General features: G+C 40.3%; 19 protein-coding genes. 15 read left to right on the forward strand and 4 right to left on the reverse strand.

Features of this window, described 5'->3' with window-relative positions:
* Nucleotides 1-248 precede the first annotated feature (248 nt).
* The 5 genes from L6773_RS20005 to L6773_RS20025 all read left to right on the forward strand — a co-directional run bounded on the left by L6773_RS20005 (nucleotide 249) and on the right by L6773_RS20025 (nucleotide 7,229).
* Nucleotides 249-2,768: an efflux RND transporter permease subunit gene (locus tag L6773_RS20005; RefSeq protein WP_237856388.1), complete on the forward strand. Its 2,520-nt coding sequence runs from the start codon at nucleotides 249-251 to the stop codon at nucleotides 2,766-2,768.
* Nucleotides 2,769-2,854: 86 nt separating this feature from the next.
* Complete coding sequence (gene recO, locus L6773_RS20010; RefSeq protein ID WP_237856390.1) at nucleotides 2,855-3,595, forward strand: DNA repair protein RecO; 741 nt, start codon at nucleotides 2,855-2,857, stop codon at nucleotides 3,593-3,595.
* 1 nt (nucleotide 3,596) lies between these two features.
* Entirely contained in the window at nucleotides 3,597-5,132 is a 1,536-nt protein-coding gene (locus L6773_RS20015; RefSeq protein ID WP_237856392.1) for a trypsin-like peptidase domain-containing protein, read from the forward strand.
* A gap of 5 nt (nucleotides 5,133-5,137) precedes the next feature.
* A complete protein-coding gene (locus tag L6773_RS20020; protein WP_237856393.1) occupies nucleotides 5,138-5,671 on the forward strand; it encodes a hypothetical protein in 534 nt (177 codons plus the stop codon).
* 322 nt (nucleotides 5,672-5,993) lie between these two features.
* Complete coding sequence (locus tag L6773_RS20025; protein WP_237856394.1) at nucleotides 5,994-7,229, forward strand: OmpA family protein; 1,236 nt, start codon at nucleotides 5,994-5,996, stop codon at nucleotides 7,227-7,229.
* A gap of 616 nt (nucleotides 7,230-7,845) precedes the next feature.
* Here the strand turns inward: L6773_RS20025 and L6773_RS20030 are convergent.
* A complete protein-coding gene (locus L6773_RS20030; protein WP_237856395.1) occupies nucleotides 7,846-8,889 on the reverse strand; it encodes a mechanosensitive ion channel family protein in 1,044 nt (347 codons plus the stop codon).
* A 10-nt stretch (nucleotides 8,890-8,899) separates the two neighbouring features.
* Nucleotides 8,900-11,890 (reverse strand): AAA family ATPase, encoded by a 2,991-nt coding sequence (locus tag L6773_RS20035; protein WP_237856397.1) that lies wholly within the window; start codon nucleotides 11,888-11,890, stop codon nucleotides 8,900-8,902.
* Nucleotides 11,891-12,433: 543 nt separating this feature from the next.
* On the opposite strand from L6773_RS20035, the gene L6773_RS21860 reads away from it, so the two are divergent.
* From L6773_RS21860 to L6773_RS20045, 3 genes are all read left to right on the forward strand, one after another.
* Nucleotides 12,434-12,586: an OmpA family protein gene (locus L6773_RS21860; protein ID WP_369431604.1), complete on the forward strand. Its 153-nt coding sequence runs from the start codon at nucleotides 12,434-12,436 to the stop codon at nucleotides 12,584-12,586.
* Between the two features lie 451 nt (nucleotides 12,587-13,037).
* Complete coding sequence (locus L6773_RS20040; RefSeq protein ID WP_237856400.1) at nucleotides 13,038-13,625, forward strand: outer membrane beta-barrel protein; 588 nt, start codon at nucleotides 13,038-13,040, stop codon at nucleotides 13,623-13,625.
* A 126-nt stretch (nucleotides 13,626-13,751) separates the two neighbouring features.
* Complete coding sequence (locus L6773_RS20045) at nucleotides 13,752-14,426, forward strand: hypothetical protein (RefSeq protein ID WP_237856402.1); 675 nt, start codon at nucleotides 13,752-13,754, stop codon at nucleotides 14,424-14,426.
* A 96-nt stretch (nucleotides 14,427-14,522) separates the two neighbouring features.
* On the opposite strand, the gene L6773_RS20050 is transcribed toward L6773_RS20045, so the two are convergent.
* Nucleotides 14,523-15,590, reverse strand: coding sequence for an META domain-containing protein (locus L6773_RS20050; RefSeq protein WP_237856403.1), 1,068 nt, complete (start codon nucleotides 15,588-15,590; stop codon nucleotides 14,523-14,525).
* A 630-nt stretch (nucleotides 15,591-16,220) separates the two neighbouring features.
* Between L6773_RS20050 and L6773_RS20055 the strand changes: the two genes are divergently transcribed.
* The 4 genes from L6773_RS20055 to L6773_RS20070 all read left to right on the forward strand — a co-directional run bounded on the left by L6773_RS20055 (nucleotide 16,221) and on the right by L6773_RS20070 (nucleotide 22,918).
* Complete coding sequence (locus L6773_RS20055) at nucleotides 16,221-16,916, forward strand: porin family protein (protein WP_237856404.1); 696 nt, start codon at nucleotides 16,221-16,223, stop codon at nucleotides 16,914-16,916.
* Between the two features lie 578 nt (nucleotides 16,917-17,494).
* Nucleotides 17,495-19,381 carry a M61 family metallopeptidase gene (locus L6773_RS20060; protein ID WP_237856405.1) on the forward strand — a complete coding sequence of 629 codons (1,887 nt, stop codon included), beginning with the start codon at nucleotides 17,495-17,497 and terminating at the stop codon, nucleotides 19,379-19,381.
* A gap of 138 nt (nucleotides 19,382-19,519) precedes the next feature.
* Nucleotides 19,520-20,413, forward strand: a complete 894-nt coding sequence (locus tag L6773_RS20065; RefSeq protein ID WP_237856408.1) for an RraA family protein — start codon at nucleotides 19,520-19,522, stop codon at nucleotides 20,411-20,413.
* A gap of 606 nt (nucleotides 20,414-21,019) precedes the next feature.
* Nucleotides 21,020-22,918 (forward strand): ABC-F family ATP-binding cassette domain-containing protein, encoded by a 1,899-nt coding sequence (locus tag L6773_RS20070; protein ID WP_237856409.1) that lies wholly within the window; start codon nucleotides 21,020-21,022, stop codon nucleotides 22,916-22,918.
* A gap of 218 nt (nucleotides 22,919-23,136) precedes the next feature.
* Here the strand turns inward: L6773_RS20070 and L6773_RS20075 are convergent, their stop codons facing one another.
* The gene (locus L6773_RS20075) at nucleotides 23,137-23,601 is read right to left on the reverse strand and encodes a DUF4160 domain-containing protein (RefSeq protein ID WP_237856411.1); all 465 of its coding nucleotides are present in this window, start codon (nucleotides 23,599-23,601) and stop codon (nucleotides 23,137-23,139) included.
* Between the two features lie 415 nt (nucleotides 23,602-24,016).
* Between L6773_RS20075 and L6773_RS20080 the strand changes: the two genes are divergently transcribed.
* From L6773_RS20080 to L6773_RS20090, 3 genes are all read left to right on the forward strand, one after another.
* Nucleotides 24,017-24,226 carry a hypothetical protein gene (locus tag L6773_RS20080; RefSeq protein ID WP_237856413.1) on the forward strand — a complete coding sequence of 70 codons (210 nt, stop codon included), beginning with the start codon at nucleotides 24,017-24,019 and terminating at the stop codon, nucleotides 24,224-24,226.
* 44 nt (nucleotides 24,227-24,270) lie between these two features.
* On the forward strand, nucleotides 24,271-24,711 hold the full coding sequence (locus L6773_RS20085; RefSeq protein WP_237856414.1) for a DUF3127 domain-containing protein: 441 nt from the start codon (nucleotides 24,271-24,273) through the stop codon (nucleotides 24,709-24,711).
* Between the two features lie 170 nt (nucleotides 24,712-24,881).
* On the forward strand, nucleotides 24,882-26,243 hold the full coding sequence (locus L6773_RS20090) for a TrpB-like pyridoxal phosphate-dependent enzyme (protein WP_237856415.1): 1,362 nt from the start codon (nucleotides 24,882-24,884) through the stop codon (nucleotides 26,241-26,243).
* Nucleotides 26,244-26,504: the final 261 nt, after the last annotated feature.

A 26,504-nucleotide genomic window follows, 5' to 3' on the forward strand; every position in this document is an offset into this window, starting at 1 on the left:
CCTGAAAGAGTCCCTTGCCATGAAGTCGAACTCTGCGAGGACCTGTCGGACTCTCGCAGGTTCTTTATAAAGATACTTTTAAATGGTAAACGCGTTAAATGATATTTCTAAAGTAAAAGAATCTTCATCTTGAGTATCCAAATGTGAACTGCTGCATCGATAAGCTTTACAAATTTCCTTATCTTCGCCAATTATATTTTTTGTTCTATGAATAGATCCGTCTCATATTTGCATCTTTTGCATATTTTATGAAAAAAGTAATTCAGTTTTTTGAGCCGCTTGTTAAGTATAATATACAACACCCCTTCTGGGTATTGGCTGTAACAATCGGTTTATCGGTTGTAGCATCTTTTTTTGCGCTTCGTTTACAAGTAGACACGGATCTTGCTAATCTTCTTCCCGATTCCAATCCAAACGTGCAGGCCCTGGAGAAGCTGAAAGAGGTTGCCGGTGGAGAGACGGAAATGAAAGTGGGGATTAAATCTCCCGATTTCCAGGCTAATGTTGATTTTGCCCGGCAATTGGCAGACAGCAGTCTCAAGCTATACTATCCCCGGTTAGATATTAACTATTTTAACAGGGCCGAATTAAGGCGAGAAACCGGTGTATTGAAGGACAATGCCCTCTACCTGGCAACGACTTCGGAGCTCCAGGATATCATCGATTTTCTACAGGCCGAAATTGACGAAGCCCGAGAAGAAGCAAATCCGTTCTTTGTAGATTTTAGCGCTGATTTTGAAGATGAAGAGTCGGAATCGGCCGATGAAGATTCAAGCCAGATTGATCAGTTCCAGCAGAGTTACGATAACCTGATTCCATCGGAGTACCAGACCAATGAGGACAGTACTCTTGTTATTCTAACTCTTTATCCAACGGGTTCGCAAAATGATATTCGATACCTGGAAGATATGTTTGAAGAGTACCAGGATCTGATTGACTCACTTGAACCGGCATCCTTTCACCCTGAGATGGAGGTCCGTTTTGGAGGTCGTTTGAAGCGCCATTTGACTGAATTTGAATCGATCATGAATGATGTCTTCAACAGTTTTTCTCTCGGGATTTCAAGTGTAATTCTTTTGGTGATGATCTATTTCGGGGGCAAAAAATATATCAACTATCGAAGGGGATCGGGTGAGGATAGAAGTCATGGAATTTTTCAGCATATCATTCGAATGCCTGTTCCCATAATTATAATCGGGCTGCCGTTGCTCATCAGTCTCACGTGGACGTTTGGCATTACTTACGCAGTTTTGGGAGTGCTGAATACTATGACATCCGTGCTCTTCGTAATCCTTTTTGGTTTGGGTATTGATTATGGTATCCATTTTTATGCCCGGTATATTGAAATTCGATCCTCCGGCTTATCTGTTGAACAGAGTGTGATTGCATCCTACAGAAAAACAGGAATTGCCATCTTAGTCAGTGCGGTAACAACGGCTTCCGCACTCTTTATTTTGCTTGTAGCTGATTTCAGAGGATTCTCGGAATTTGGCTTTATAGCCGGTACGGGGATAATCCTGGCTCTTTTTTGCATGTTATATGTATTACCCGCTCTGCTGGTAATTTTTGATCGATGGAACTGGATTCTGTTGGTGGAGAGAGCAGAAGATAAAACTCCGAAGCCTGTAATACGCCGATTCCCGTTTTCAAGAACCATTGTTGTTTTTGGGCTTGTGGTTTCTGCGGTTGTACTTTCATTTTCCGGAAACCTCCGGTTTGAATACGATTTTGGAGTCCTTGAGCCTGAATATGAAGAGTATGATGAATTCAGAAATTTTGTAAAAGCAGCAGATGAGGACACCCGAAGAAATCCGGCTTATATTATCACCGATAATACAGAGGATGTATTCAGAGTACTTGAGAAAGTTCGTACCAAGAAAGAGGAAAATCCAGAAACCCTTATAGATGATGTGGAAGCCCTGCAGGAGCGATTTCCTCCCACACAAGAGATGGCAGAAGAGAAACTTGAATATATCTCCAGGATCAGGCAGTTACTTCAAAATGATTTTATTGTAAACCAGGATAGCGAAACACTCGATATTCTTCGAAGAGGTTCACAAACACGTTCGCCATTGGATGAATCCCGGATCCCGGAATATCTAAAGAACAGGTTTATGACGAAGGAGGGTGAAATTGGCCGGTTTGTAATTGTCTACCCAAAGGCCGGTTTGTCAGATGGGTTGAAGTCAATCGCCTTTAAAAATGAAATTACTGATATCACTCTCGACGATGGAACTGTCTACCATGCTGCAAGTACATCCATCGTTGCTGCCACAATGCTCGATCTTATGCGCAAAGAAAGCCCGTATATGGTTACGGCTACCTTTATCGTTGTATTCATCCTAATCCTAATCTCATTCAGGAGTTTTCGGTGGACGCTCATCGCACTGATTCCTCTACTTGTTGGATTGCTGTGGCTATTCGGGATTCTGCTGATATTCGGGCTGAAATTCAATTTTTACAACCTTGTTGTGTTACCGGCCATACTTGGTATCGGGTGTGATAATGGAGTACACCTGGCTCACAGATTCCGGGATGAAGGGAAGAAAAATATGTGGGAAGTTTTGTCCAGTACCGGTCAGCATATAACGATTGGTTCGGTAACCACGATGATGGGATTTGCCGGTCTGCTTTTTACGAATCATCCCGGTTTGAACTCAATCGGAACGATGGCGGTCATTGGTATAGGCATGACGTTGATTACGGCACTTACTTTTTTACCATCAATTGTACAGGTGTTGGAAGACAGAAATATGATACACGACTGACACTTTGTTATTCATTTCTCGTAAATCACTGCAACATTTGTTATGATAGATAATGTAGTGCATTTAACGATTTAGGCGACTCGAAAATGGTTACAAAAACAGAGGCTGTTGTTTTACGCACAGTTGATTACAGCGAATCGAGTTTAATCGTCACGCTTTTTACCCGCAAGCATGGTGTGATTGCTGTTATTGCAAAGGGGGCCAAGCGCCCGAAAAGCAAGTTTTCAGCTCTGATGGTTCCCGGACAGGTTTTGGAGGTGGTTGTCTATATCAAATCCACAAGAAGTGTCCAGACTCTTTCAGAGGCATCCTATATGCTAAAGCTCGACCAGCTTCGAATTGACCTGGAAAAGCTGGCTCTCGCTACAACGACTCTCGAACTGATAAAGCAGGTTTTGCACGAAAATGATGTAAATGAGATACTCTTTGCTTTCCTTGTTAAATTTCTCAGATGGATCAATTCTTATGACAATCCGGGCCGAATAATTTTTCCGTATGTTCAACTACGGGTGATGGAACATATTGGAATTGGAATACAACCTGAAGAAGCAATTGATGATGAAACCTCATCCGGTTATATGAATATAGAATTGGGTACGTTATCAACGAATGCAGAAGGAGCCGAATCGGTTAAGCTTACAGAAAGACAATTTCAGTTTATCAGAGATGCATTATTTTCAAAAAAAGAGTCTATTTTTGAAATTGATTTGAAAAAAAGTGAACTAAGTGAGTTAATTGAATATTTAGACAGGTATATTCGTTACCATATTGAAGGTGTAAAACCCAGGAAATCCGATGAAATTTTCGAAAAGATTTTAGACAACTGATATGAAATTCCGAGATAAAATACTTTCAGGAATACTGCTGATTCTCATCGGGATTATGCTGGGGATGATTTTAATGCTTTTCCGCACTGGTTCTTTTCCTTTCGACTTGGCAGAAGTCCAGGTTACGGAAGTAAACAGAAGTACCGAACCAGCCTGGAGTGATGAGGATCTCGAAAAAATAGATGATCGTTTTCTTTTTCAGTCCGCCGCTAAACAGATTACACCCACTGTCGTTTATGTAGAAACGATTGTTACGAATCGAAATCGTGGACGTGAAGAGGACATTGAAGAGGAAGATGGATTTTGGGAACGGTTTCTACCGCCAAGGGCCCGAACGGTGGGGTCCGGTGTGCTTATCACCAAAGATGGATATATCCTCACAAATAACCATGTGATTGAAGATGCAGTTCGTGACGGAATTTCTGTGACACTGAACGATAAACGTTCATTTGATGCACGTGTGGTTGGCCGGGATCCCAGTACAGACCTGGCAGTTCTAAAAATCGACGCCAACAATTTGCCTGCTGCTGTGATTGGTAATTCAGATGAAGTTGATGTGGGTGAATGGGTGTTGGCAGTCGGAAACCCATTTCGGTTACGTTCTACGGTTACGGCCGGAATTGTGGGAGCATTGAGCCGTGATGTACAGATTATTAATGACGATTATCGCATTGAGAGTTTTATTCAGACTGATGCCGCCATCAACCGGGGAAACAGCGGTGGTGCATTGGTAAATACCAGTGGTGAGCTGATAGGTATTAACACCGCAATTGCAACACAAAGCGGCTCATACCAGGGATACGGATTTGCTGTTCCAAGTAACCTGGCATTAAAAATAGCCCGGGATATCATTGAATTTGGAGAACCTAAACGTGGGTTATTAGGCATACAAATTATTACGGTAGATTCTCAAACCGCTGAGCGAATCGGTATGGATGAAATTCGGGGTGTAATGATTAGCGGAGTCCCCGGAAATCCAGCTGAAGATGCGGGCCTTCAACCCGATGATGTGATTCTTGCCGTTAATGGCGAAACAGTTGATGAATCCAATCTTTTACAGGAACGGGTGGCAATGTTCCGTCCCAATGACCAGGTAACCCTGACCATTTGGAGAGAGGGTCAGACGTTTGACAGGGTGTTAACTCTCGAAGAGCGGCCGGAGCAGGAACCTTTAGCCTCTCGAATGGACGTTGAAGAAGAAGAGGAGTTGGATGAATGGGAAGAGATTCCCGAAAGTGGTTATGAGCGAGGGATTGAACATCAACGGTTTGATATTTTTGGATTTACCCTGCGAGCTTTATCAACACCGGAGGACCCTGATACATTTAATATCTATTTCTATAGAGTTCAACCAAACTCAGAAGCATGGAATAAGGGAATTCGGGAGGGAGACGAGCTATTAGAGCTGAATGGTGCCGGCGTAAAAAATATGGATGGCGTAGAAAATGAAATTTCTAATTCTCTGAAAAACAACAGATCTTTAGACCTGAAATTACAAACTACAGACGGGGCCATCGGCTTCTATAAGTTAAATTAGTTTTAATGAGATATTTTATTGGATGCGCTGCAATCCTGCTATTTGCTCTTGCAGGTTGCTCAAGCACTGAAACGGTTCAGCAAGAAACCCAACCGGATGAACCCATTGAAGAAGAATCGCTCATCCCAACCTGGTACGATGACGGTATCCATTCATCATCTGATTCTCTTGAATTCCATGGGTATGCACTCTCCTCAGCTATGGATTCAACAAAGGCCTTAGATTTATCAACCCAAACAGCTCTCGAAAATCTTCGATTTGAGATAGACCGGTTTGCAGAAGAAGTCCGAAATAAACTCACCGATACAAATGGGGGTGAAGGCCAGTATAGCTCACCAGAATTTATTATCCGCCTGCGAAACTCTGTATACGATCTATCCCTGGAATCAGCAACGATTACATCGAAACACGAAATATCCGATAAGGGAGTCCATTACTCATATGCAAAAGCATCTCTTTTAAGAACAGAATTACCAGAACTTATCCAGCAATATTTGGATGACGAAGCTTTTCTTGAACAGATTAAAAGCGATTCGTAAAAAACTTCTTGAATAATTATTTTTAAAAAAGCTTGTTTTTGAAACGACAAGACCATTTTTAAACCATCTTTTCACCTTTCATAAAGGAATAAAAAGTAACAACTTAAAAATAATAATTACTTAGGATAAGAGTGTTCCAATAATCCTTTGAATTGCATATTATTGTCATAGCACAATTTTTAATTGTATTGCAAATAAAAGAATGATTTAGTGTCTAATAGAGTTATTTTGGTAGAGAGTCTATTTCGGAACTATAGCGCAGTAATTCTATACAACTAATTGCTTTAGCGATTGATAAACATTAATCTGAACTAAGTTAACTATGAAAACATATTACAAATTGCTACTTGTAGTGCTGTTGTTACCACTATTGGTTGTATCGACAGCTAACGCACAGGATGAAGATCAAGTACCAGACAAATTAAGTATTGGTCTGCTGGGGGGAATAACGCAGGGGCACATGAATATCGGAACTGAATATGATCCAACATTCGGGTTTAATTTCCGATACGCTGCAAATCCTACCATCGCAGCTCAATTGAATTTTTCGTTCGGAACAATGACGACTAATCCGGACGACGATAACTATTTCGAACGTGAATTCGAGAATAGTTATATCACCACTTCGATGACTGCACAAATTGATGTTCTCAGGCTTCTGGGGTCTACATCCGAAAATGTAAAATTGTACACAAGTGTAGGTTTAGGATTAATATTTAGTGATGTTACTACAGAAGTGAATAATAAGGAGCCAAGTAACTGGACAGAGTATATTGGTGAAGATCATTCTGAACCATCTATGTTTGCTTCATTCGGCCCGGGTGTTCGTTTTAATCTCGGCCGACGTATTGACCTATTCGCTCAGTATGATTACTACATTTCCAATTCAGAAATCATTGATGGTTTCAGAACCCGGCCTGAATTAGATATCGACTTGCACCGACGTACTCCCGACAACTGGAGCTCAGTGACAGCGGGTATTCAAATTAAGTTCGGTAGCAGTGATAAAGATGCCGACTGGCATACATATATACCCGGAGTGGATCCAAGTGCTCTTGATAATATTAACAGCAGACTTGATGATTTGGATGATCGTGTTGATGATAACACAATGAGACTTGACGAACATGACAAGTATCTCGAGATGTTAGAACAACGTATGGATGATCTTGAAAATCAGCTCAATGGATTGGTTGCCCTTGTAAATGATATGGATCGTGTGGAAATGACCATTCCCAATGATATTCTCTTCGCATTTGATTCATCAGTAATCAGAGAAAGTGCGAAACCTACTCTTGCTCGAGTAGCACGTGCACTTTCGCAGAATACTGACAGATCTTTGAACATAGCCGGACATACCTGCGATATTGGAACTGAAGAGTATAACCAAGGATTATCTGAGCGAAGAGCAGCTTCTGTTAAGGAATATCTTGTAAACTCCGGTATTGATTCAGATAGAATTACTACTGAAGGTTACGGCGAATCAGATCCATTAGTTCCTAATGAAAATGAGTCCGCTCGTAAACTAAACAGAAGAGTTGAACTCACGATTGAGTAAAAACTCTCTAATATTTTAATAATCGTTTGGGCTGTCACAATTAGTGGCAGCCCTTTTTTTTATTGGTACCAGCCTGAAGGTTTAAAGTCCAGCACTTTAAGCGCACACATTAACGTTTTGAAAAAACTAAGAAGTTGTATCTTGGGTGATGAACACTACACGGCGCTATGATTCACAAACAGTCTCCAGGTTGAAGTGTCACATCCTCTGTATGATCATAAAATCGCTGTAATCTGCTGAGGGGAGATATAGAGCATCGCTGTCGGCAATTTTGACATTCAGATTTGAGACGTGTATGAGGTAAAGATTTTGAAGGGAAGAACTTCTAAAATTTTACAAAAGGAGTTTTCAAAGTTGAGCGAACGGTATTGGTGCAGGTACATTTTGGACGAGTAGCTATGGAGTCTGGAGTACGTGGAATATTGCTGATGATATAGTTCAGCAACATTCAGAACACAACAGAAGCAAGGATTCTAATAATGACTCGGACTATATCTTGGAGTAGGACTTTCAGTCCAAATGCAAATCCCTGGACTTTCAGTTCAGAGTGGCTTAGAAAAGAGTTTTAAGAACAGATACCTCTAACCTTATCTCTTGATAATTTTTTAAGGGTGGGTTATAAGGCCTCTTCCGGAATCAGCTTTTGTTTATTACACTCTTTAAGAATCAATTCTGTAATTTCGCTTTTAAAAATAAACTCATACCTGATATCCACTACATACGCTTTCACTTTAAGCTTCATGACAAATTTTTTATCATGAATTTCATTTAACACAATAACAACAACGGGTTTATTCAGATAACTGAAGTAGGATGAATAAACTGCTCTTTTAGCAATATCTTTTACTTTGGCTGCATTTGTTGTTGCAGGAAGGAAAATTTCTGCAACGACCTGGCAATCCAAAGCGCTTGAGTTTGAATTAGAAACGGGCTGATTCATCAATTCACCATTTGGAATGGAAACCATAGAATCATCGGGAGTAATAATCCTGCTGGATCTCAATCCAATATTCATCACCTCCCCATAATGCTCACCAACCTGGATCTTATCCCCAACCTGGAAAGGCCGGTCCAGTATGATCATAAATCCACCAAATATATTTTTTAGTATATCCTGAGATGCAAAACCGATCGCTAAACCCACCGATGCTGCAATGGTTATGATCGTCTCAAATGGCGGTACAATGATCCCGGCAATAATAATATAAATCGCCATACTCCAAATAAAGATGCGGCTAATGGGTGAAACCCTCTTAATTAAGAGTCTGTAATTGGTAGCTTTCTCCGCCAGGTTCTCAAGGATGATTGTCAAATATTTATTGAAGAAGTAGGAGATAAAAAGGATTAAAATAGAATTGAATACTTTTCCAAAAGAGATTAACTCCCGAATCTCCGCAATCTGCATTTCCGTTTCGCTGGGTATTTCATCTGTTTCTGCTCCACTTCCTTCATTTGATGTTTGATCTGTTGATTCAACATCACTTATAGCTGTCGTCTCCGTTTGATTAAGTTGTGATTCAGAAGTATCTGCAGACTGCAGGGGAGTGGTATAAGCTGGTATTGTAGAAATCGGTAAAATCAATATACCAATGCTGAAAATTGTAATAATGACATACAGAGATAGGGATGGAGAATTATTGAAAAGTATTCGTTTAGTCATTTTTATAAATTTAATGAATGATGTTTCTCTGTTTCAAAATCCGGATAACCTGGCGGTAAACCAGGTGGTTTAGCCTATACCCATTTTCTGTCTCCAGGATAATACCTTTTGTTTTAAGCCGTGCAAGCATGAGACTGCTGTTTGAACTTCCATCATCCAAAGCCATAGCGATCTGATCGGTGGTTAACACGTCGTGCTGTATAATGGTTGCCAGTGTAAATAGCACTTCAACGGATGGCACTTCCAACTTATCTATATCTGTAACTTCAATCGGTCCAAAAACAAACTGGTGATCATCAATTTGTTTTATAGACTTTAACCATAGTATCATTCCAATAGAAATATTTCCTTCACTTACTTTATAAAGTTTGCTGAAGAAATGCTTCCTGATCAACTCCTGAGATTGCTCCTGGTCTCCCAATAATTTCTTATAAGCCCTGCTTTTTCGAATCGATTCATCCGGTTCAAAAAACAACTCATAACCGGTTGATTTATGGCGGGAAAGAATGGCATTTTTTAACTCGTTTTCATTCAATTTGTCTGTTTGAATAATGTGAGAAAAATATTGATCCGCTTCTGAAATCTTTATGAAAAATTCCCAGGAGTAGCGTGAACAACTGACAACCCAGAATAACTTACCCATTGTTGATGTCATAATTACCCAAAATGCTTCAAGCGCTTCAAAACCGTTGATATTCCGAATTGAAATATTTTGCAGATTTTCAACTATGATAACAGATCTCTTTTTTATCTTTTCAACCTTTGAAATAAACTCCTCTTTTGTTTCCACAGGCTTAAAGCCAAGCGCTGAACACAATTTTATTAGTAGTTCCCTTTCCTTGATAAATGTTTTATTAAATGTTAGCTCAATGGGTTCTTCTTCATTTAAACACTGTTTTTCTGCAAACCGGATTAAAGTAGTCTTTCCGCTTCCTTTTTCTCCTACTACAACTACGTTGGTTGATAAGTCCCTTTTCCATTCATTGAATGAACTCTCTACTAATTGGATACCGTTGCTGGGCGGAACATAAAATCGATGGTCAATAGGAAAGTCAAGATTAAAAAGTCGTTCGTAAACAAATGGAATAGTTACTTTACTTCTGGAGCTTGCCAGGTACTCTGCAAGATTTCTTTTCTCCCGAATGGTTACAATATCGTCGCTGCGTATACCAAGATAGGGTTTAATAACACGGCTGTAGTCACGGAATTTACGTGACAAAAAACGATATCCAATTTCTATCTTTTCAAAAATTACAGCTAATTTTGAAGAGATTTTGTCCTTCCAATTTAAGGCCTGTTGTCTCACAAGAAGTGCTTTATCATGCATCTTCAAATGCTGAAACTCTCTTCTCAGCATGTTGCCAGATAGTGTTTTCAGGGCTTCAGGTATCAGTGTATCAACCAGGTTGCCATACGAATCTTGTTTTTCTCGGATCTCTTTTATTCCAGCGCCCAATGTGTTTACAGCTCTCGTAAGTCCTTCAAGTGAAATATCCTTAGGTGATTGATATTCTTCACTTTCAGAATCAGAGGATTTTTTCCTTGAAATTGATTCGATGGCTGCTTGCAAATTAACATCTGTAATCTGAATTGCTTCTTCAGCAATCGTTTTTCCGCGAGCAACAAGTTGATCAAAACCCTGCTGGGACGGATCAAGCTTCCTGATCACCTCCTCCTTCATATATCGCGCGGCCTGAGACTGCCAGTGCAAAGTGTTTAGCTCAATGACAGGTAATGGATGATTCTTCTCTCTTTTAACGGCTAACTCTATCGATTCTGAAAAATGCCTTGCTTCAGCCTGGAGGTCGCCAATTTTTTTCTGAATATCTTGGACGGGTTGCATGACACGCTGAATATTTTGCATGGACTCAAGAATATTTTTCTCGAGATCTTCATTTAATATTTGACGAATAGAATCAAGCTTTTTTCTACTGTTATCCAGTTCTTTTAACTCAGAGATCTGATGTTGAGCCTCCTTAATTATTTTTACAGCTGCCCCCATTGGGAGGTAAAATGCATCGCGAAAGAAATCGTGTACTTTATCTTTAATATCACTTTTAGCGTTTGATGCAGATAAGCCATAGACAGCAATCTCAATATTTACCTTCAAATCATTAAATTGAGACTGAACGTATTTAACCCAATTTGCCTGCTGATTTTTATTAACTTTCTTTGATAAATGGCTCGATATAAAACTCTTGTCGATAACCCGTTTCTTTTGAGAATACTGAAAGGTTCCGGAAATTCTACTTTTTTTAATGAATTCAGATGTTATAGGGTCAATGCACTTCTTTACGTAGTCCTCGTTTGAGCTCTCTGTCTTATTCAATTCCTCTAGGACTGATAGAATACGTTCCTCAAGATTGTCGATTATTTGAGAGGTGAAATCACCCGGGAATTCCTCTTGTTGATAATCAGCTGATTCTGCATCTGCAACGGCTTCTTCAAGCCTCAAAAATGTATCCAGAAATTCGGAATACTTCTCAAATGAATGACCGGCTAATTTTTCAATCCAATCATTATTTTTCAGGATGTGATCAAGGAATAACTGTCTGGGGTAAACGGTTCGGGTAGGGGAGTCTCTCTTTATAGTGAACGTTAAACGTTTAAAAAACTTACCGGTTTTAATAATTGGTGAATCATCTTCTGAAGATGATAAATGAAAATCAGATTGTTCCTCGATAATTTCATCAGGAAGTTTACCTGCTGCATTTAATATTGAATCTGTAAAATCCTCATACCAATCTCTTGATAGCTTTTCTTCAATTATTTGTTGAAGCTCGGGAAGTTTTCGATTTATTAGCTCAATTTTGTTGCGATAATAATCATCATCTTTTTTGATCCTGAATAGTTCATCACGGATTTTTATAGACCAGTTTTTTAATGGTTTAAAATATGATAACCGAAATTCCCCTAGTTCTCTTGCTAAATCACTCTCCAGAAAGGAGCTTATGATTGACTCAACACTTTGTTGAGAACTAATTTCTGATTCGTCTTTCATTAAGCCCTATTACATATTTTATCCATACAGTACACCATAAACACATCAAACTTTTTTTATATAGATTGATTAGCAAAATGAATAGTAATAAATTTTTTGCTAAAAGAGCATTGATTGATGATTAATAACTACTTATTAGAGGAGAACTATGATTGCTGTCCAAAACCTTTTAGAATTTACATAATAACTTCCTTTGCGTCTGTTTAAGACAGATTTTCTCTCTTCTTGGAGATCAATTCTCCCATTCAAAGAGCATTCTTTGGGCTATCTGAGATATTTTTTTGCCTCCAGGTGTCTCAAATAAGTTGTCCAGCAGCCTTCTAAGGTTAAATTTGACAAACAAGTTTAACCGAAGAAAAGCAACTATGCTCGACGGACAGCGGATTATATATAGAATTGTAATCAATAAAGATGTAGAACTCGAAATGTTTTCAATAAAAAGATCTTATCAAATAAGATCTTTGCCGGTAGATTTCACTGAAAATTTATGAAGAGAAAGAAAATGTGGACCCGAAATGACTTGACCCTCCGGACCTCGCAGAAATTGAACGTGCACTGTATCCTAATAGAACTGCTACTATCGCTGGTCATACTTGCGATATCGATACGAAAGCATATAATCAGAGATTAACTGAACCACGGGCTGAAGCTGTGAAAGAGTATCTCGTTGACCTATGTACTTCTAAAGCAGAATAACAACTGAAGGTTACGGTTAATCAGATCTGCTCGTTCTAAATGAAAATGAAGCTGCACGTAAACTGAACAGAAGAGTTGAACTTACTATTGAGTAATAGCTTGTTAAAACTATTTAAATTGAAAAGGGATGTCATGAAAAATGGCATCCTTTTTTTTGAAATTTATTTAATGTCAAGCTACTGAACCCGTTGAACTACAGTTCTAAATCGAATTCAATTGAGATAAAATAATTGATACCCGCCCTTTCCCTATATATTTATTCAGTAAAAAATTGAAATTTAGTAAAAAATTAAGTAATACTTTTTTATTTATTTTTTTTCAAGTAATGGAATGAAAATCAATCCTCAATAGTTTGAACACGTAATTCAATTACTTGATCGAAAATGTACTAACCGGAAGCTAAAGTTGAACATTAGAAGATCATATCTAAACAAAAAACAAATACAAAATCATGAAAAAATACATACTAACTTTCGCTATACTTTTATGTACCTCCTCATTTGCTTTCGGGCAAGTAGAAATCAAGGCATTTGCAGGAACCAACTTTGCGACCCTGTCGGATACACCCAGTGGTTCTGATGTAAAAGCAAAAGCAGGATACCATCTTGGAGGTGGTGTGTTAATCGGAGATAAATTTTATGTGGAGCCCAGTGTTCACATCGTCCGGCAGTCAAAGGAATTAACAATTGAAGGTCTGGAAGAGGATGGGATAGAATTCACTCAGAATTTTGTAAAAGTGCCGGTGATGCTGGGATATCATCTACTTGGCCATGAAAGTGGCCCATTGGCATTGCGAATTTTTGGAGGACCAGCGGCGTATTTTGCGGGAAGTATCAAAAAAGGTCCGGATCAAATCAACAAAGATGATATCAAAAATGCTCAGTTTATGGTTGATGCAGGGGCAGGGGTTGATATTTTGTTCCTGTTCCTTGAAGTAAATTATGAAGCCTCCTTTTCAAATTACTTTGAGAATTTCGGAGACTTCGATTCGAAGCATCGGGCATTTGGTATCACAGCAGGTATACATATAGATTTTTAAAAGGTAAATAAATCTTTGAAACCATCTCATTAATTTTCTCAAAAAGATGAGAGTTTTCTGACGGATCGTAAACGTTCATCAGTCATACTCTCTTCTTTTTTGATGATTAACGACAAACTATTTACTATGAAAAAAATATATATCATTGTACTTACGCTTCTTTTCCCGTTATCCGGGGTTGCACAACTCTCTGATTTTGATATCAACGTCCTTTTGGGGGCTCCTCAGGGCGAGTTTCAGGATAATTTAGACAGAACGGCTGTCGGAATTAATGGTGGAATTGCCTACCCGATTGCGGCTCCATTCTATATTGGAGCAGAGATTGGATTCATGACCTATGGACGCGATGAACGGACTGAGAATTTTAATCCTAATATTCCTGAAGTACGTGTAAATGTTGTTACTGAATATGATATTCTTACAGGTCACGCATTTCTACGTTTTGAAGGACAAGGGGAGGTAATCAGACCTTACATTGATGGACTTGTTGGATTCAATTATCTATTTACAAAAACAACAATTGAAGACCGGGGAAATAATTTTGATGATATCGCCTCAGATACAAATTTTGACGATACTGCATTAAGTTATGGTTTTGGTCCAGGGATTAAATTTCGGGTTAGCAGTAATGAAGAACGGGAAATTCTAATCAATTTGAAAACTCGGTATCTTTTTGGGGCTAATGCTGCTTATTTACAGCCCGGTTCAATAGAAGTAAATAATGGATCATTAATATTTGATGAATCAGAATCTAAAACAGATTTGTTGACTATACACCTTGGAGTATCCATAAAGTTTTAGAGAAATTTATTTTCATTGTTGAGTTGTGTTAATTGAGACAATCTTTTTACAATTCTGATAGAAAAGAAAGAGTTATCTTTGTATTTGATTGACACACTATCCACCCAAAACAACTGCTCCAGGAATTTCATAAGTTTCATTATTCAACAGTATGATATGCCTATCTTCCTTGATCTCAGTTTTAAGAGAAGGATATCCATTTGCCTGGCTTGTGTTGGCACCAATAGGGATACCCATTTGAAAGTATATAAAACGTTTGTTTCCATCTGGTTTTAAGATGGCTACCGTTGCATACCCACCGCCGGACCTGGACACACCATAATTACATTTTCCCATGGGTTTATCAGAATTAAATGAGCAGGCAACCGTGCCCGATGCATCAAAGTCATCCTTACCTGCACGCATGGCTGAATGATCAGGTCCTTTAAAAATTGAACCATCCGGTGATATCGCTGGTCTTAGATTATTGGCTTGAACAAAACCACGTGGTCCACCACCCAGTTCTTGGGCATCACACCAAATATCGCTACTTAATTCTTGGCAACCCAGATTATCAAGTATCATGCCCTCGGTATATGTCATAACAACAGGAGCTGAAGCATCAGGCTCTTTTAGGAGATCGGTTTCTGAAGGTATGATCCAATTTTGAGGACCTCCTTCTTCAGGAGTTCTTATCAGGCTGCCTGTAAATTCCCACCTGTAAATACCACCATCTGCCATAAGACTCAGATATAATTGATCATCTTTTATAATAAAACCACGAACAAATTCAGCTTGTGATAAGAAACGTTCATCATATGCTGGGGGAGGACAAGAAGGAAGCGTTGCTGCAAGCGGGCTAAATTCAAATGTTCCGCTTTTCCCATCAGCAGCGGTTTTGGCCTGCCAATTTCCATTCACAAATTTGCAATTCAGTTGCATTGTCACATTTCCATCAGGCCATAAATCCATTATGTAAGATGATGAGTTTTCAATATTCAGGGTACCAACTTCATCACTCATTGACTCTATTTCCACAAGTTTCCATGAAGTACCGTAAAGACTCAAATCATCGCTAAATTGATTTGATTGTTGTGCTATTAATCTCTCATTCAAAAAACAGAAGAAAGTTATCAGGAGGACAAGAGACAGTTTCACTAAAAAAATTGACGTAATTTTATGCATTTGCCAGATCTATTGTTGTCGTTTATTAAAATTCAAATAATATTTGGTACTCCAATTATACCACTAAATGTTTATTTCTAAACAACTATTCAAAATTTTACTTGTATCCTGATACATGAAAATTGCAAGTAAACATATTGGATTTAAGCATGTAACCAGGTTTATATCAGATATTACTTTACTTATTGTTATTATTTTAGGTCCGATATCGTCACAACCATGGAATTATGGTAGTATTGTAAAAACCTGGGATTTATTGTACTGCTTATATGGGCAACCTCACCTTAAATTTTTATCCATTATTCTTTTAATGATGTATCGGAAGAGAGATTTGTAGATTACTCAAATATTTTTATTGTGTCTCTAGTTTGCCTTAGTTGAATCATAGCATATTCTGGTATTGTGCTTGTAAACCCTGTTCCACAAACTGGTCTGTTTTTTATCTTTTTACCCTTTAATCAATGGTTAATACTTGGTCTCTACAAGCTACTTGTGAATTTACTCAATAAGAGACGACCATAATCATTTCATGATTTCAACTGAAAGTAGCAGAAAGATTTTTCCGAATGGCAAATATTTATGATTCTTTACGCATATATGAGTAAATCAAAGACCACCAATCCCTTTGCTATGAAAAAAACATTCGCACTCTTTGCCTTTCTACTTTTGTCCATATTTTTTACTCAAATCACAAAAGCCCAAATAGGTATACGTGGCGGAATTAACCTTTCTAAGTTCGTTGGAGCGGATGTTGAAAATTCAAAGGATTTGATGGGATTGAATGCAGGTCTCTCTTTCCAAATAATCAATTTAGGTCCAATTTCAATTGTACCTGAGGTGTATTATGCTGAAAAAGGAACACGACTCACCGATCAACTGCAGCAGTTCCAGCAGCAAGATCCCGAAAATCCAATAAATCCCGAAGATGTAGAACTGGAGTTTAATCTTGCCTACGTAGAAATTCCAATCCTGTTAAAAATACGCCTGCCATTTTTAAGTACGGATAAAATTCATCCCTATATTGCAGGGGGACCGGTTTTTGGGTTTCGGCTTGATTGCAGCATATCCTTTACTAATGATACGGCTGAAGATAGGGTACAGGAATGTGTGGACGACAATTTTTCTGATCTTGAAACAACCTTTAAAGAATCAGACCGTGGATATGTACTCTCTACGGGAATTGATTTTCAAATTCCGTTATTGGGAACTCTAACACTTGATGGTAGATATTATCGAGGCCTGTCCCGCCTGATCGAAAACCAGGAAAATGATGATATCTATAACCAGAATATAACCCTGATGCTTGGATACAATATTGGTTTTTAGCCTCTTTTGAATTTGGAACCAACTGATCTGTCGAATCAAATTTTCATCATCCGCAGCGTTCTCTGTAATGATTAATGAGATTGGCAATTATTCCCTACCTTGTAGTTTACATTGAATTTCCAATACAGACGGCTCAATTGCAGGCCTAATTAAACTATTCTGACGCGTTTACCGGTTAAGATTGTAAGCAATAAAACCCTATAGTTATCTGAAATGAGTTTTTTTAACTTTTGTCATTCCTCCCGACAGCGGTCGGGAAAAAGCACCCGAATCATCCCCTTCGCCGCGTCCCGAACCTTCGGGGAAGGGGGACTCAGGGGGATGATCAGCCTATAAAACATGCTTCATAGAATGAATACGACTATAGCTTTGTAAATTCAACTGGTAAACTCCTTATTCTGATTATTTAAGTCAGTTCTGCTGACACTCGGAAGTTGGACAAATCTTGAATCTTTGAACAGGACAATGCGTAGGAATGAGCCGTTTGTGAATACACAACTTCAGTTCTACTGGAGAAGAAGCATTTAACCTGCAATTAGTTACTATCTTGCATTTTAATGGATAAAATAATTTACACAATGAAAAAATACGTACCTCTTCTATTACTCCTTTTTATTTGGAGTTGTTCACCTAAATCCGGTTCTCAACTTCAAGATGATGATACCTCAGCTCAGGCCGTTCCAATTGAAACATCCATTGACCTAACAACGATGGAAAATGATCAGTTGACGGTTCGGGTAGATCCCGGAGATTTTGAGCAGGATACTGTTTTGTATCGTTTACCCAGAGTAATACCGGGAACCTATATGGAGAGCAATTTCGGCTCTTTTGTGGAAAATATGACGGCGTTCTATATGGATGGGAGTTCTGCACCTGTCAACCCAACCGATACGAATACTTGGACGTTAAGTAATGCCACAGCAGTTGATTACCTGGAGTATAAAGTAAATGATACGTTTGATATTGAGAGTACCGAAAAAGAGACTCCATACTCAATGGCAGGTACAAATATTGCGGAAGAGATTTATGTGTTAAACCTGCATGGATTTGTTGGATATTTTGAAGGTTTCCAGGAAAACAGGTATGAATTGAATATTACTTCGCCTACGGATTTTAAAAGTGCTTCTGCATTAAATATGACCTCATCCGACACTACAGCAAATCAGGTTACCACGATCTATTTTGCCGACCGATATTTTGAGGTGATCGATAATCCTATGATGTATGGAAATTTCACCAAAGAGGAGTTTGAGGTGGATGGGATTGATATTGTATTCAGCCTCTATTCGCCATCAGGTAACCACACTGCTGCAGGTCAAAAAGATGTCATCTATGATATCATGTCTGCTCAAAAAGATTACCTGGGAGACCTGGAAACGACGGATCGGTACAGTATTTTCCTCTATATGGCCGGTCAATCCCGGGATGCAACAGACTTTGGAGCTCTTGAGCATCACACCTCAACCGTAATGGTGTATCCGGATTATGTAAATGATAATCAATTAGAAGAGGGTTTGGTCGATGTCATATCGCATGAATTTTTCCACATTGTTACCCCGCTCAATCTTCACTCGGAGGATATTCGATATTTTGACTATTACAACCCCACATTCTCAAAACACCTGTGGATGTACGAAGGCCTCACAGAATATTTTGCAAGTCACTTTCAGATTTATGAGGGGCTGGATACAAAAGAGGAGTTTTATGAAAAAATCTCTCAGAAAATTCAATACGCAGAATCTTTCAATGACACTCTAAGTTTTACAGAGATGAGTGAAAACGTACTGGATGAACCCTATGCGTCCAATTATTTAAACGTGTATATGAAGGGAGCTCTTATCAATATGTGCCTTGATATTATCATGCGTGAAGAGAGTGGGAATACGAAAAGTATGATAACACTCCTGAAAGAACTCACGGATAGATATGGTAGTGAAAGGCCTTTCGAGGATGATGCGTTAATCGAAGAGATAGTAGAGATAACATATCCGGAAATGGGTGAATTCATTGAAACCCACGTAATAGGAACTACACCGATAAATTTTGAATCATATCTGAACAGGGTGGGTTTGGAACAAGCTGATGCAGAACTTCCAACATCTTTCTTCTTTGCGGATCAATCCACTCCATTTTTTAATGTCGACCAAAAAGAAGGCACAATATTTTTCCGGGACGATATTGAACTGCACAGCACGCTTAAAAATTTAGGGGCGCAGGGAGGCGATGTTATTGTTTCTGTAAATGGTGAACCGCTCAACCTTCAAACGGCACAACAGATCATAGGAAACTCCATGAATTGGAACCCGGATACTGAAATTGAAATTGTTGTGGAGCGTGACGGCGAAGAAGTGACTCTTAGCGGAGTGTATGGTAATCCGGTGTATATCAAATCCATAATCGAGGAGATGGAGAATCCAAGTGAAGAGCAGTTACAACTTCGCGGTTGGTGGCTCGGTGAAAATTGATACGTTCTATTTACGTGAACCATTACTGATTGGCAAATTGGCATTTAGTTTCATTGATTATGCAGAGCAGGCCTTTCTGATTTTTGTATATTTGAGAAAGAAATATTTCTCTACCCACTAATCAAGAAAGTCATGAATATGTATAGAACTTTATCACTGTTATCATTTCTGTTGATATTATATCTACATCCAGATACACTAACTGCACAACATAGTACTGAGGTTTCTGACGAGGTACTTCTCGAACTCTACGACGGGGCACGTGTAACCGATGTTGTGGATGGTTTAGTGACGGTAGGCTATATGGATGTTGGCGTGATGGATCCTGAGATTGCTCCTCTTTGGCGGGATGTAAAAGAGATGAGCCACCGGATTGCGGGAATAGCAGTCACCGTTAGATACGGTCCCACGAATCGCCCTATGAACCCGGGTGTAGATCTTACGAAACCTGAAAATTATGATGAGTACCGGGAGTGGCGCGGCAATTGGTATTCTGAAATCTCACCTGAACCGTTCATGGAGCAAATTAAAGAAGGTTCCGTAATTGTAATTGATAACCAGGATGATAATGATACCGGATCCGTTGGCTCATTCAATATTATGCAGTGGCAGCAAGCCGGTGCCGTTGGTGTGGTTTCTGTCGGAGGTATACGGGATATTGATGAGATTATTCTTCAACAAAATCCGGTTTACACGAATTATTTCGATCGCGGAAGAGGAGAACGAATTGGAAGAAATGAAATTATTGATGTTCAGGAACCGGTGGTAGTTGGCGGAGCACTTGTTCATCCCGGGGATGTAATTGTTGCAGATTCAGATGGTGTAGTCGTTGTACCGAGAAGAGTGGCTGTGAGAGTCGGACAGATTGCCTACCAGGAGTTGGTGGCAGATATGGCGAACCGGAGAGCGATATATGAAGAGAGAGGCCTTGAACTGGATGATACCGTCCGTGAACGGGAAGCTCCCGAGGAGTTTTTTAGCCGATTGGGTCTACCGAAAAACCCAAATGCGCCGTCAGAAAATGATGAATAAATTAAACTGAGACCCTGGCCGAAACTGCAGAGAAGCGGAGGTTCTGCAAGAGTTCGGTTGCGAAGAATCTTTTCTGCTCTAAACAAGACTTTTGCATTAACTGGCGCAAGTCTCCAGACTTGTGCCCCTTTCCCAGTCTTGTGCCCCTGCAACTAAGCTAAAGGCTATATTTACCATGGACGCCGATGCTGCCCTGCGAAGAATGCAATTACCAACACTCCGGAGGAGTGACATGTTTATAACCCCGGGTGTAAAGAGCGAAGCGAATGAAACCCGGGGCTAGTGCTAAACTCCAGACTTTTGCTCTTCATGTCAGGCACAAGCGAGACGCTTGCGCCATTTTATCCTTTAAAATTAACCTGGCTGGCGCAAGTCTCCAGACTTGTGCCCCTTTCCCCGACTTGTACCCTTCGAAATCAAACAGAATAGTAGTAATCAAAATATGAAGCAGAGCTTCAATGGTATATTACGTAGAAGAGCTTCGTTGACCAGGAACCTTCACAACGAGCAAATCTATAGACTGAATAAAAAAACCATCATTCATCGATTCGTTATTGGGATAAAATTCTTTCTATATTTGATCCCTAATTGAATATCGGCTGAATCATGACAATCCTATCTACAGACAATCTCTCAAAAAGTTTTGGTGTAAACCTTCTTTTTGAAAACATAACTTTTGGAATCTCAGAGGGCGATAAAACTGCACTCGTTGCACCCAATGGAACAGGAAAATCTACATTGCTAAAAATTCTCGCCGGGAGAGAAACGGCAGATACAGGGAAGGTGATGGTCCAAAATGGAATACGAGTCGCTTTCCTTGCGCAGGAACCGGAACTGGATGATACCAAAACCATACGTGAATATATCGCATCCGGAGATTTTGAACTGGTTCAAATAATCCAGGAATATGAACGTGCCGCGGAAGCCCAGGCGGAGGATTTTAATCCGATGACCCAAAAAGCTTTTGAAAAAGCGAGCGCGGCCATGGAAGCGGCAAATGCCTGGGACTATGAACAGAGAATGGAGCAGATTCTCGATATTCTGAACATCACCGACCTGGATCAACCCATCTCAACCCTCTCCGGTGGGGAGAGAAAACGAGTGGCCCTGGCTTTTGTACTGATTGACAACCCCGATTTACTGATTCTCGACGAGCCTACTAACCACCTGGACCTGGATATGATCGAGTGGTTGGAGTCCTACCTGATCCAGGCAAATATCACACTTTTGATGGTCACTCACGACCGCTATTTCCTGGACCGTGTTTGCGATCATATCATAGAAATTGATCGCGGGAAGCTCTATCACCACAATGGAAATTACCAGTACTACCTTGAAAAAAGGTCCGAAAGAGAATCACTGCGTCAAAAGGAGATGCATAAGGCAGAGCAGCTATACAAAAAAGAGCTGGAGTGGATGCGGCGCGGACCCAAGGCGAGAACCTCAAAATCCAAGTCGCGAATCCAGTCCTTTCACGACGTTAAGGACAAAGTGAGTAATAAAACAGATGATTCTGAGCTTCAGCTGGAAGCCGGTATGGAGCGAATGGGCAAGAAGATCCTGGAGCTTGAAAATATCTCTAAACGGTATGATGAAACTGTCATTCTGGACGACTTCAGTTACTCCTTCAAGCGAGGAGAAAGAATCGGTATCATTGGAAAGAATGGCGTTGGGAAAAGTACATTTTTAAAGATTTTGACAGGAGAGGTAGCCGCAGATTCAGGGGAAGTAGATACCGGGGAAACAATTGTCTTTGGTCATTATCAGCAAAAAGGGATTGAGGTTGATGAATCCATGCGTGTGATCGATGTGCTGAAAGAGATCGCTTCGGTTATTGAACTGTCGGATGGTACTCAAATTTCAGCATCACAGTTTTTGGAACACTTTATGTTTACTCCGGAGATGCAATACACACCCGTTGAAAAATTGAGTGGCGGTGAGAAACGTCGCCTTGGATTGATGATGACACTTATTAAGAATCCAAATTTCCTGATTCTGGATGAGCCCACCAACGATCTGGATCTGGATACGTTACAGGTGTTGGAAGATTTCCTGTTGAACTTTAGCGGTTGCCTGATTGTGGTATCCCACGACCGGTTTTTTATGGACAAACTGGTAGATCATTACTTTGCATTTGAGGGTGATGGAGAGATCCGGGATCATCACGGGACATACAGTGAATACCGCGAAATGAAAGCCAAAGAGGAAGCAGAGAAAAAACGTGAGCGCCAGGCTCAGAAAAGTAAAAAATCGAAATCAAATGATCAGAATCGGCAGTCGTCAACTACAAATAAGCTCACCTTTGCCGAGCGGAAAGAGTTTAAAAAGCTGGAAAAAGAGGTGGCAAGCTTAGAGGAAGAGGTTGAGTTGTTGGAGGAGGAGATGAATCAACCTGAAATGGATTATAAAGAGAGAGAAGAGCTCACCGCTCGCTATATGCAATTAAAAGATGAAGTGGATGAAAAAACAATTCGCTGGCTGGAATTGGCGGAGAAGGAGGGTTGAGGAATAACGAACCTGCCTGTGCTATCACTTCGGCAGACAGGCATCGAACATGATTTCAATTTATGCTTTGAAATACCGGATTCAACACTTGAGTCAGTTCTTGGGGATCCCCCTCCGCTCGCTGGGGCTCGGTCGGGATGACAGGTTTCGTGGTGGACATGTGTCACTTCTTGGGGAACCAATCTAACTATACTATTTACGAACAACTAGTTGCTTATTTATTGGCTCACTAATGGATATTTATCCGGATGTTTAATGGAGTCGAGATGGAGGTCCACATCAAGATCCGGCCAGTAAAAATGAGTTGGAGAAAGAGTTTCTACGTTCAAAACCTCTTCGATAGCAGCTTTTTTGAACCACGGAAATGATTCATAAGGCAAAAAATATTCCTCACCATTATGAAATAACCAAATTCCATGAGTTGAGATATTAGTAATCTCTGTTTCATTGTTTAAAGTGGTTGTGATGCTTTCTTTGATTTCATCTTTTCGCTCCGTTACAATTTCGATGATTTCCTTTATCTGTTTACTGCTCAATCGATATGATGATTCAAGTTCAATATCCGGTTCAATCCAAATTTTGGCTTCACCCTCTGCATGAATAACGTGAATATGCATCCTTTCTTCTTCTTTTGAAAAGAAGAAAAATCGATAACCTTTATACCTGAATACTGTTGGACTCATATCTTAAAGGTAATATTCTATCCCAAAAAACCAATGATAAACCAAAAAGCTCAAAACATATATGATAACAGTTAAGAATAGCTTCTTGCATGGCTCTCTCGTAAATAAGATCATCACTAATTGTCAATGCCCTCCTGGCACAAGTGAAATCCTTGACTTACTGAGTGTAAAAAATTTGGCATAGCGCAAACAGCCTGCCCCGAGCCGTCGTGTTCTCGCTTATGCTTGTAATAATTACTGAAAATGCAACGAACTGGCTGATCAGCGTAATAAGATCACCGCAGTGTGCGCAGAGAAACGCAGAGGGTTAGGTAATTCAAGCCTGGGTTAATAGATCCGCGAAGTTTCTAAAACTTCGCGGATCTTTCAATGGATAATAATGTCCGCCTGGTGCAGGTTTTAATCAAAGCATCACATGTACCCCTTTTCCTTTGCAAAGAAGCTCGGCACAAGTGAATTCCTTGAGTTACTGATTGTAGAAAATTCTTTCCGGAAAGACATTGTCTATCATGATTTCAATTTATGCTTTGAAGTACCGAATTCAACACTTGAGTCAGTTCTTGGGGAGCTCGCTGGGGCTCGGTCGGGATTGACAGGTTTCGTGGTGGATCATCGCGGCGTTTAAGGGTCAAACGTCGTAAAGAGTTCAGATCTACGCCGCTTCAGGGAATGAAGCTACAAACACACAATCAACATTCAGCAAATCATTTCATATCTTCACAGAAAATCAAACAAAAAGCAGCAGGTACAATGGATCTCAAACTAAGCGGACGTGTAGATAAAATTTTAGAGGAACAATCAGGAGAAAGTAAAAATGGTCCCTGGCGCAAACGTGATTTTATCCTCGAGACGAAGGGTAAATACCCAAAAAAGGTATGCATCACCCAATGGGGCGATAACATTGATAAGCAGCCGGTGGAGCAGGACGCAGAGGTAACTGTTTATATCGATATCCAAAGCCGCGAATACAAAGGGAACTGGTACACCGATGTAAAAGCATGGAAAGTGGAACAAGGCTCAGGTGACCGCGAAGCCCCGCCCAGCGCCCCTGGCCTGACGATGGAAGGCAACCAGGAGATCGACTACGATGAAGACGATGTGCCTTTTTGAATATCGAATATTGAACAAGGAACTCAGAATGTAGAAGTGCTTTAAAATTCGAAATTCGTTATCCACTTTTCAATATTCATGATTCTTTCCTATTGTTTATATCGCCGTCCTTTTTATTTTAGCAGTCTGTTCTATTTAATATCAATCTCATCAAAAAAATTGACGGAGCTATGAATCGAAAAATTACTTTGAACGAATCGGACATCCCAGAAAAATGGTATAATATTGTTGCGGATATGCCTAATAAACCGCTGCCACCGCTGAATCCGAAAACACGCCAGCCGGCCGGACCGGATGATCTGAGCCCGATTTTCCCGATGGGATTGATCGAACAGGAAGTTTCGGCAGAGCAGTATATCGAAATACCGGATGAGGTTCGTGAGATCTACAAAATCTGGCGGCCCACCCCGATGTATCGCGCTACCGGTTTAGAAAAGATGCTCGATACACCCGCAAAAATTTACTACAAGTATGAAGGGGTAAGCCCAAGCGGATCTCACAAACCCAACACCGCCGTGCCGCAGGCGTACTACAACATGAAGGAAGGGGTGAAAAGTATTACGACAGAGACCGGCGCCGGTCAGTGGGGTACGGCCCTGGCATTTGCCTGCTCCCAGTTTGATATGAACTGCGAAGTGTACATGGTGCGTATCAGCTACGATCAAAAACCCTATCGAAAAGTGATGATGAACACGTTCGGTGCGGAGGTCTATCCCTCGCCGAGTGACCGAACCGAAGCGGGACGCCGAATCCTGGAAAAAACACCGGACACCAGCGGAAGCCTTGGAATAGCTATTTCCGAAGCTATCGAACGTGCGGTGAGTGATGACAATACGAAATATTCACTCGGCTCCGTTTTGAACCACGTACTTTTGCATCAGACGATTATCGGCCAGGAGTCGATCAAGCAGTTGGAATATGCCGGCGACTATCCCGATATCGTTATTGCCCCGCTTGGTGGAGGTTCAAACTTTGCCGGCATCTCTTTTCCGTTTTTGAAGAATAATCTGACAGACGGCAAAAACACCCGGTTTATAGCAGTTGAACCTGCATCCTGTCCGAAACTGACCCGCGGCAAATTTATGTACGATCACGGTGATTCGGCCGGTTATACTCCACTTCTGCCGATGTACACGCTTGGTCACAACTTTACGCCGGCGGCCATCCATGCGGGCGGACTCCGATATCACGGAGCCAGTGTGTTATGCAGTCAGTTATTGAAAGATGACCTGATTGAAGCCGTAGCCCTCCAGCAGCTCGAATGCTTCGAAGCCGGAGTGATGTTTGCCAAAGCAGAAGGAATCATCTCAGCTCCAGAAGCTACACATGCCGTTGCGCAGGTGATCCGAGAAGCCAACAAAGCCAAAGAAGAGGGAACTGAAAAAACCATTCTGTTTAACCTCTGCGGGCATGGATTTGTGGATATGTCGGCCTACGAAGACTACTTCGCCGGGAAATTGAGTGATCATGAAATTGCAGAAGAACGATTGACGGAGAATATTAAAGAGATCGAAGAACTTCAGCCGGAATAGAATATCGAATGTAGAACAAGGAATTTAGAATGTCGAAGTTAAATGCGTCAGGTCGAGCACACTCTGAGCGCAACGAAGTGACGATGATTTTTTCACTTCAGTTCGTACCAATATGTGTAAATTTAACAGAAGGAAAAGCTCTGAAAGAGCTAAGATAATATAGCCAGGGGTGAGCGATTGAAATGAGCGTAACCCTGGGTTAAAAAGTGGCTATAATAGAAACCCCGAGTTGATGAATGTGGATAGGTTTAAATCGTAATC

The organism is Rhodohalobacter sulfatireducens, assembly GCF_022012475.1.
GTDB lineage: Bacteria > Bacteroidota > Rhodothermia > Balneolales > Balneolaceae > Rhodohalobacter > Rhodohalobacter sulfatireducens.

Coding starts and splice junctions, on each gene's coding strand:
- L6773_RS20060 (WP_237856405.1), top strand. CDS start 17,495: ATGAAAAAATACGTACCTCTTCTATTACTCCTTTTTATTTGGAGTTGT.
- L6773_RS20080 (WP_237856413.1), top strand. CDS start 24,017: ATGTACCCCTTTTCCTTTGCAAAGAAGCTCGGCACAAGTGAATTCCTT.
- L6773_RS20040 (WP_237856400.1), top strand. CDS start 13,038: ATGAAAAAATACATACTAACTTTCGCTATACTTTTATGTACCTCCTCA.
- L6773_RS20065 (WP_237856408.1), top strand. CDS start 19,520: ATGTATAGAACTTTATCACTGTTATCATTTCTGTTGATATTATATCTA.
- L6773_RS20055 (WP_237856404.1), top strand. CDS start 16,221: ATGAAAAAAACATTCGCACTCTTTGCCTTTCTACTTTTGTCCATATTT.
- L6773_RS20020 (WP_237856393.1), top strand. CDS start 5,138: ATGAGATATTTTATTGGATGCGCTGCAATCCTGCTATTTGCTCTTGCA.
- L6773_RS20050 (WP_237856403.1), bottom strand. CDS start 15,590: ATGCATAAAATTACGTCAATTTTTTTAGTGAAACTGTCTCTTGTCCTC.
- recO (WP_237856390.1), top strand. CDS start 2,855: ATGGTTACAAAAACAGAGGCTGTTGTTTTACGCACAGTTGATTACAGC.
- L6773_RS20045 (WP_237856402.1), top strand. CDS start 13,752: ATGAAAAAAATATATATCATTGTACTTACGCTTCTTTTCCCGTTATCC.
- L6773_RS20015 (WP_237856392.1), top strand. CDS start 3,597: ATGAAATTCCGAGATAAAATACTTTCAGGAATACTGCTGATTCTCATC.
- L6773_RS20070 (WP_237856409.1), top strand. CDS start 21,020: ATGACAATCCTATCTACAGACAATCTCTCAAAAAGTTTTGGTGTAAAC.
- L6773_RS20005 (WP_237856388.1), top strand. CDS start 249: ATGAAAAAAGTAATTCAGTTTTTTGAGCCGCTTGTTAAGTATAATATA.
- L6773_RS20090 (WP_237856415.1), top strand. CDS start 24,882: ATGAATCGAAAAATTACTTTGAACGAATCGGACATCCCAGAAAAATGG.
- L6773_RS20025 (WP_237856394.1), top strand. CDS start 5,994: ATGAAAACATATTACAAATTGCTACTTGTAGTGCTGTTGTTACCACTA.
- L6773_RS20075 (WP_237856411.1), bottom strand. CDS start 23,601: ATGAGTCCAACAGTATTCAGGTATAAAGGTTATCGATTTTTCTTCTTT.
- L6773_RS20030 (WP_237856395.1), bottom strand. CDS start 8,889: ATGACTAAACGAATACTTTTCAATAATTCTCCATCCCTATCTCTGTAT.
- L6773_RS20035 (WP_237856397.1), bottom strand. CDS start 11,890: ATGAAAGACGAATCAGAAATTAGTTCTCAACAAAGTGTTGAGTCAATC.
- L6773_RS20085 (WP_237856414.1), top strand. CDS start 24,271: ATGAAGCTACAAACACACAATCAACATTCAGCAAATCATTTCATATCT.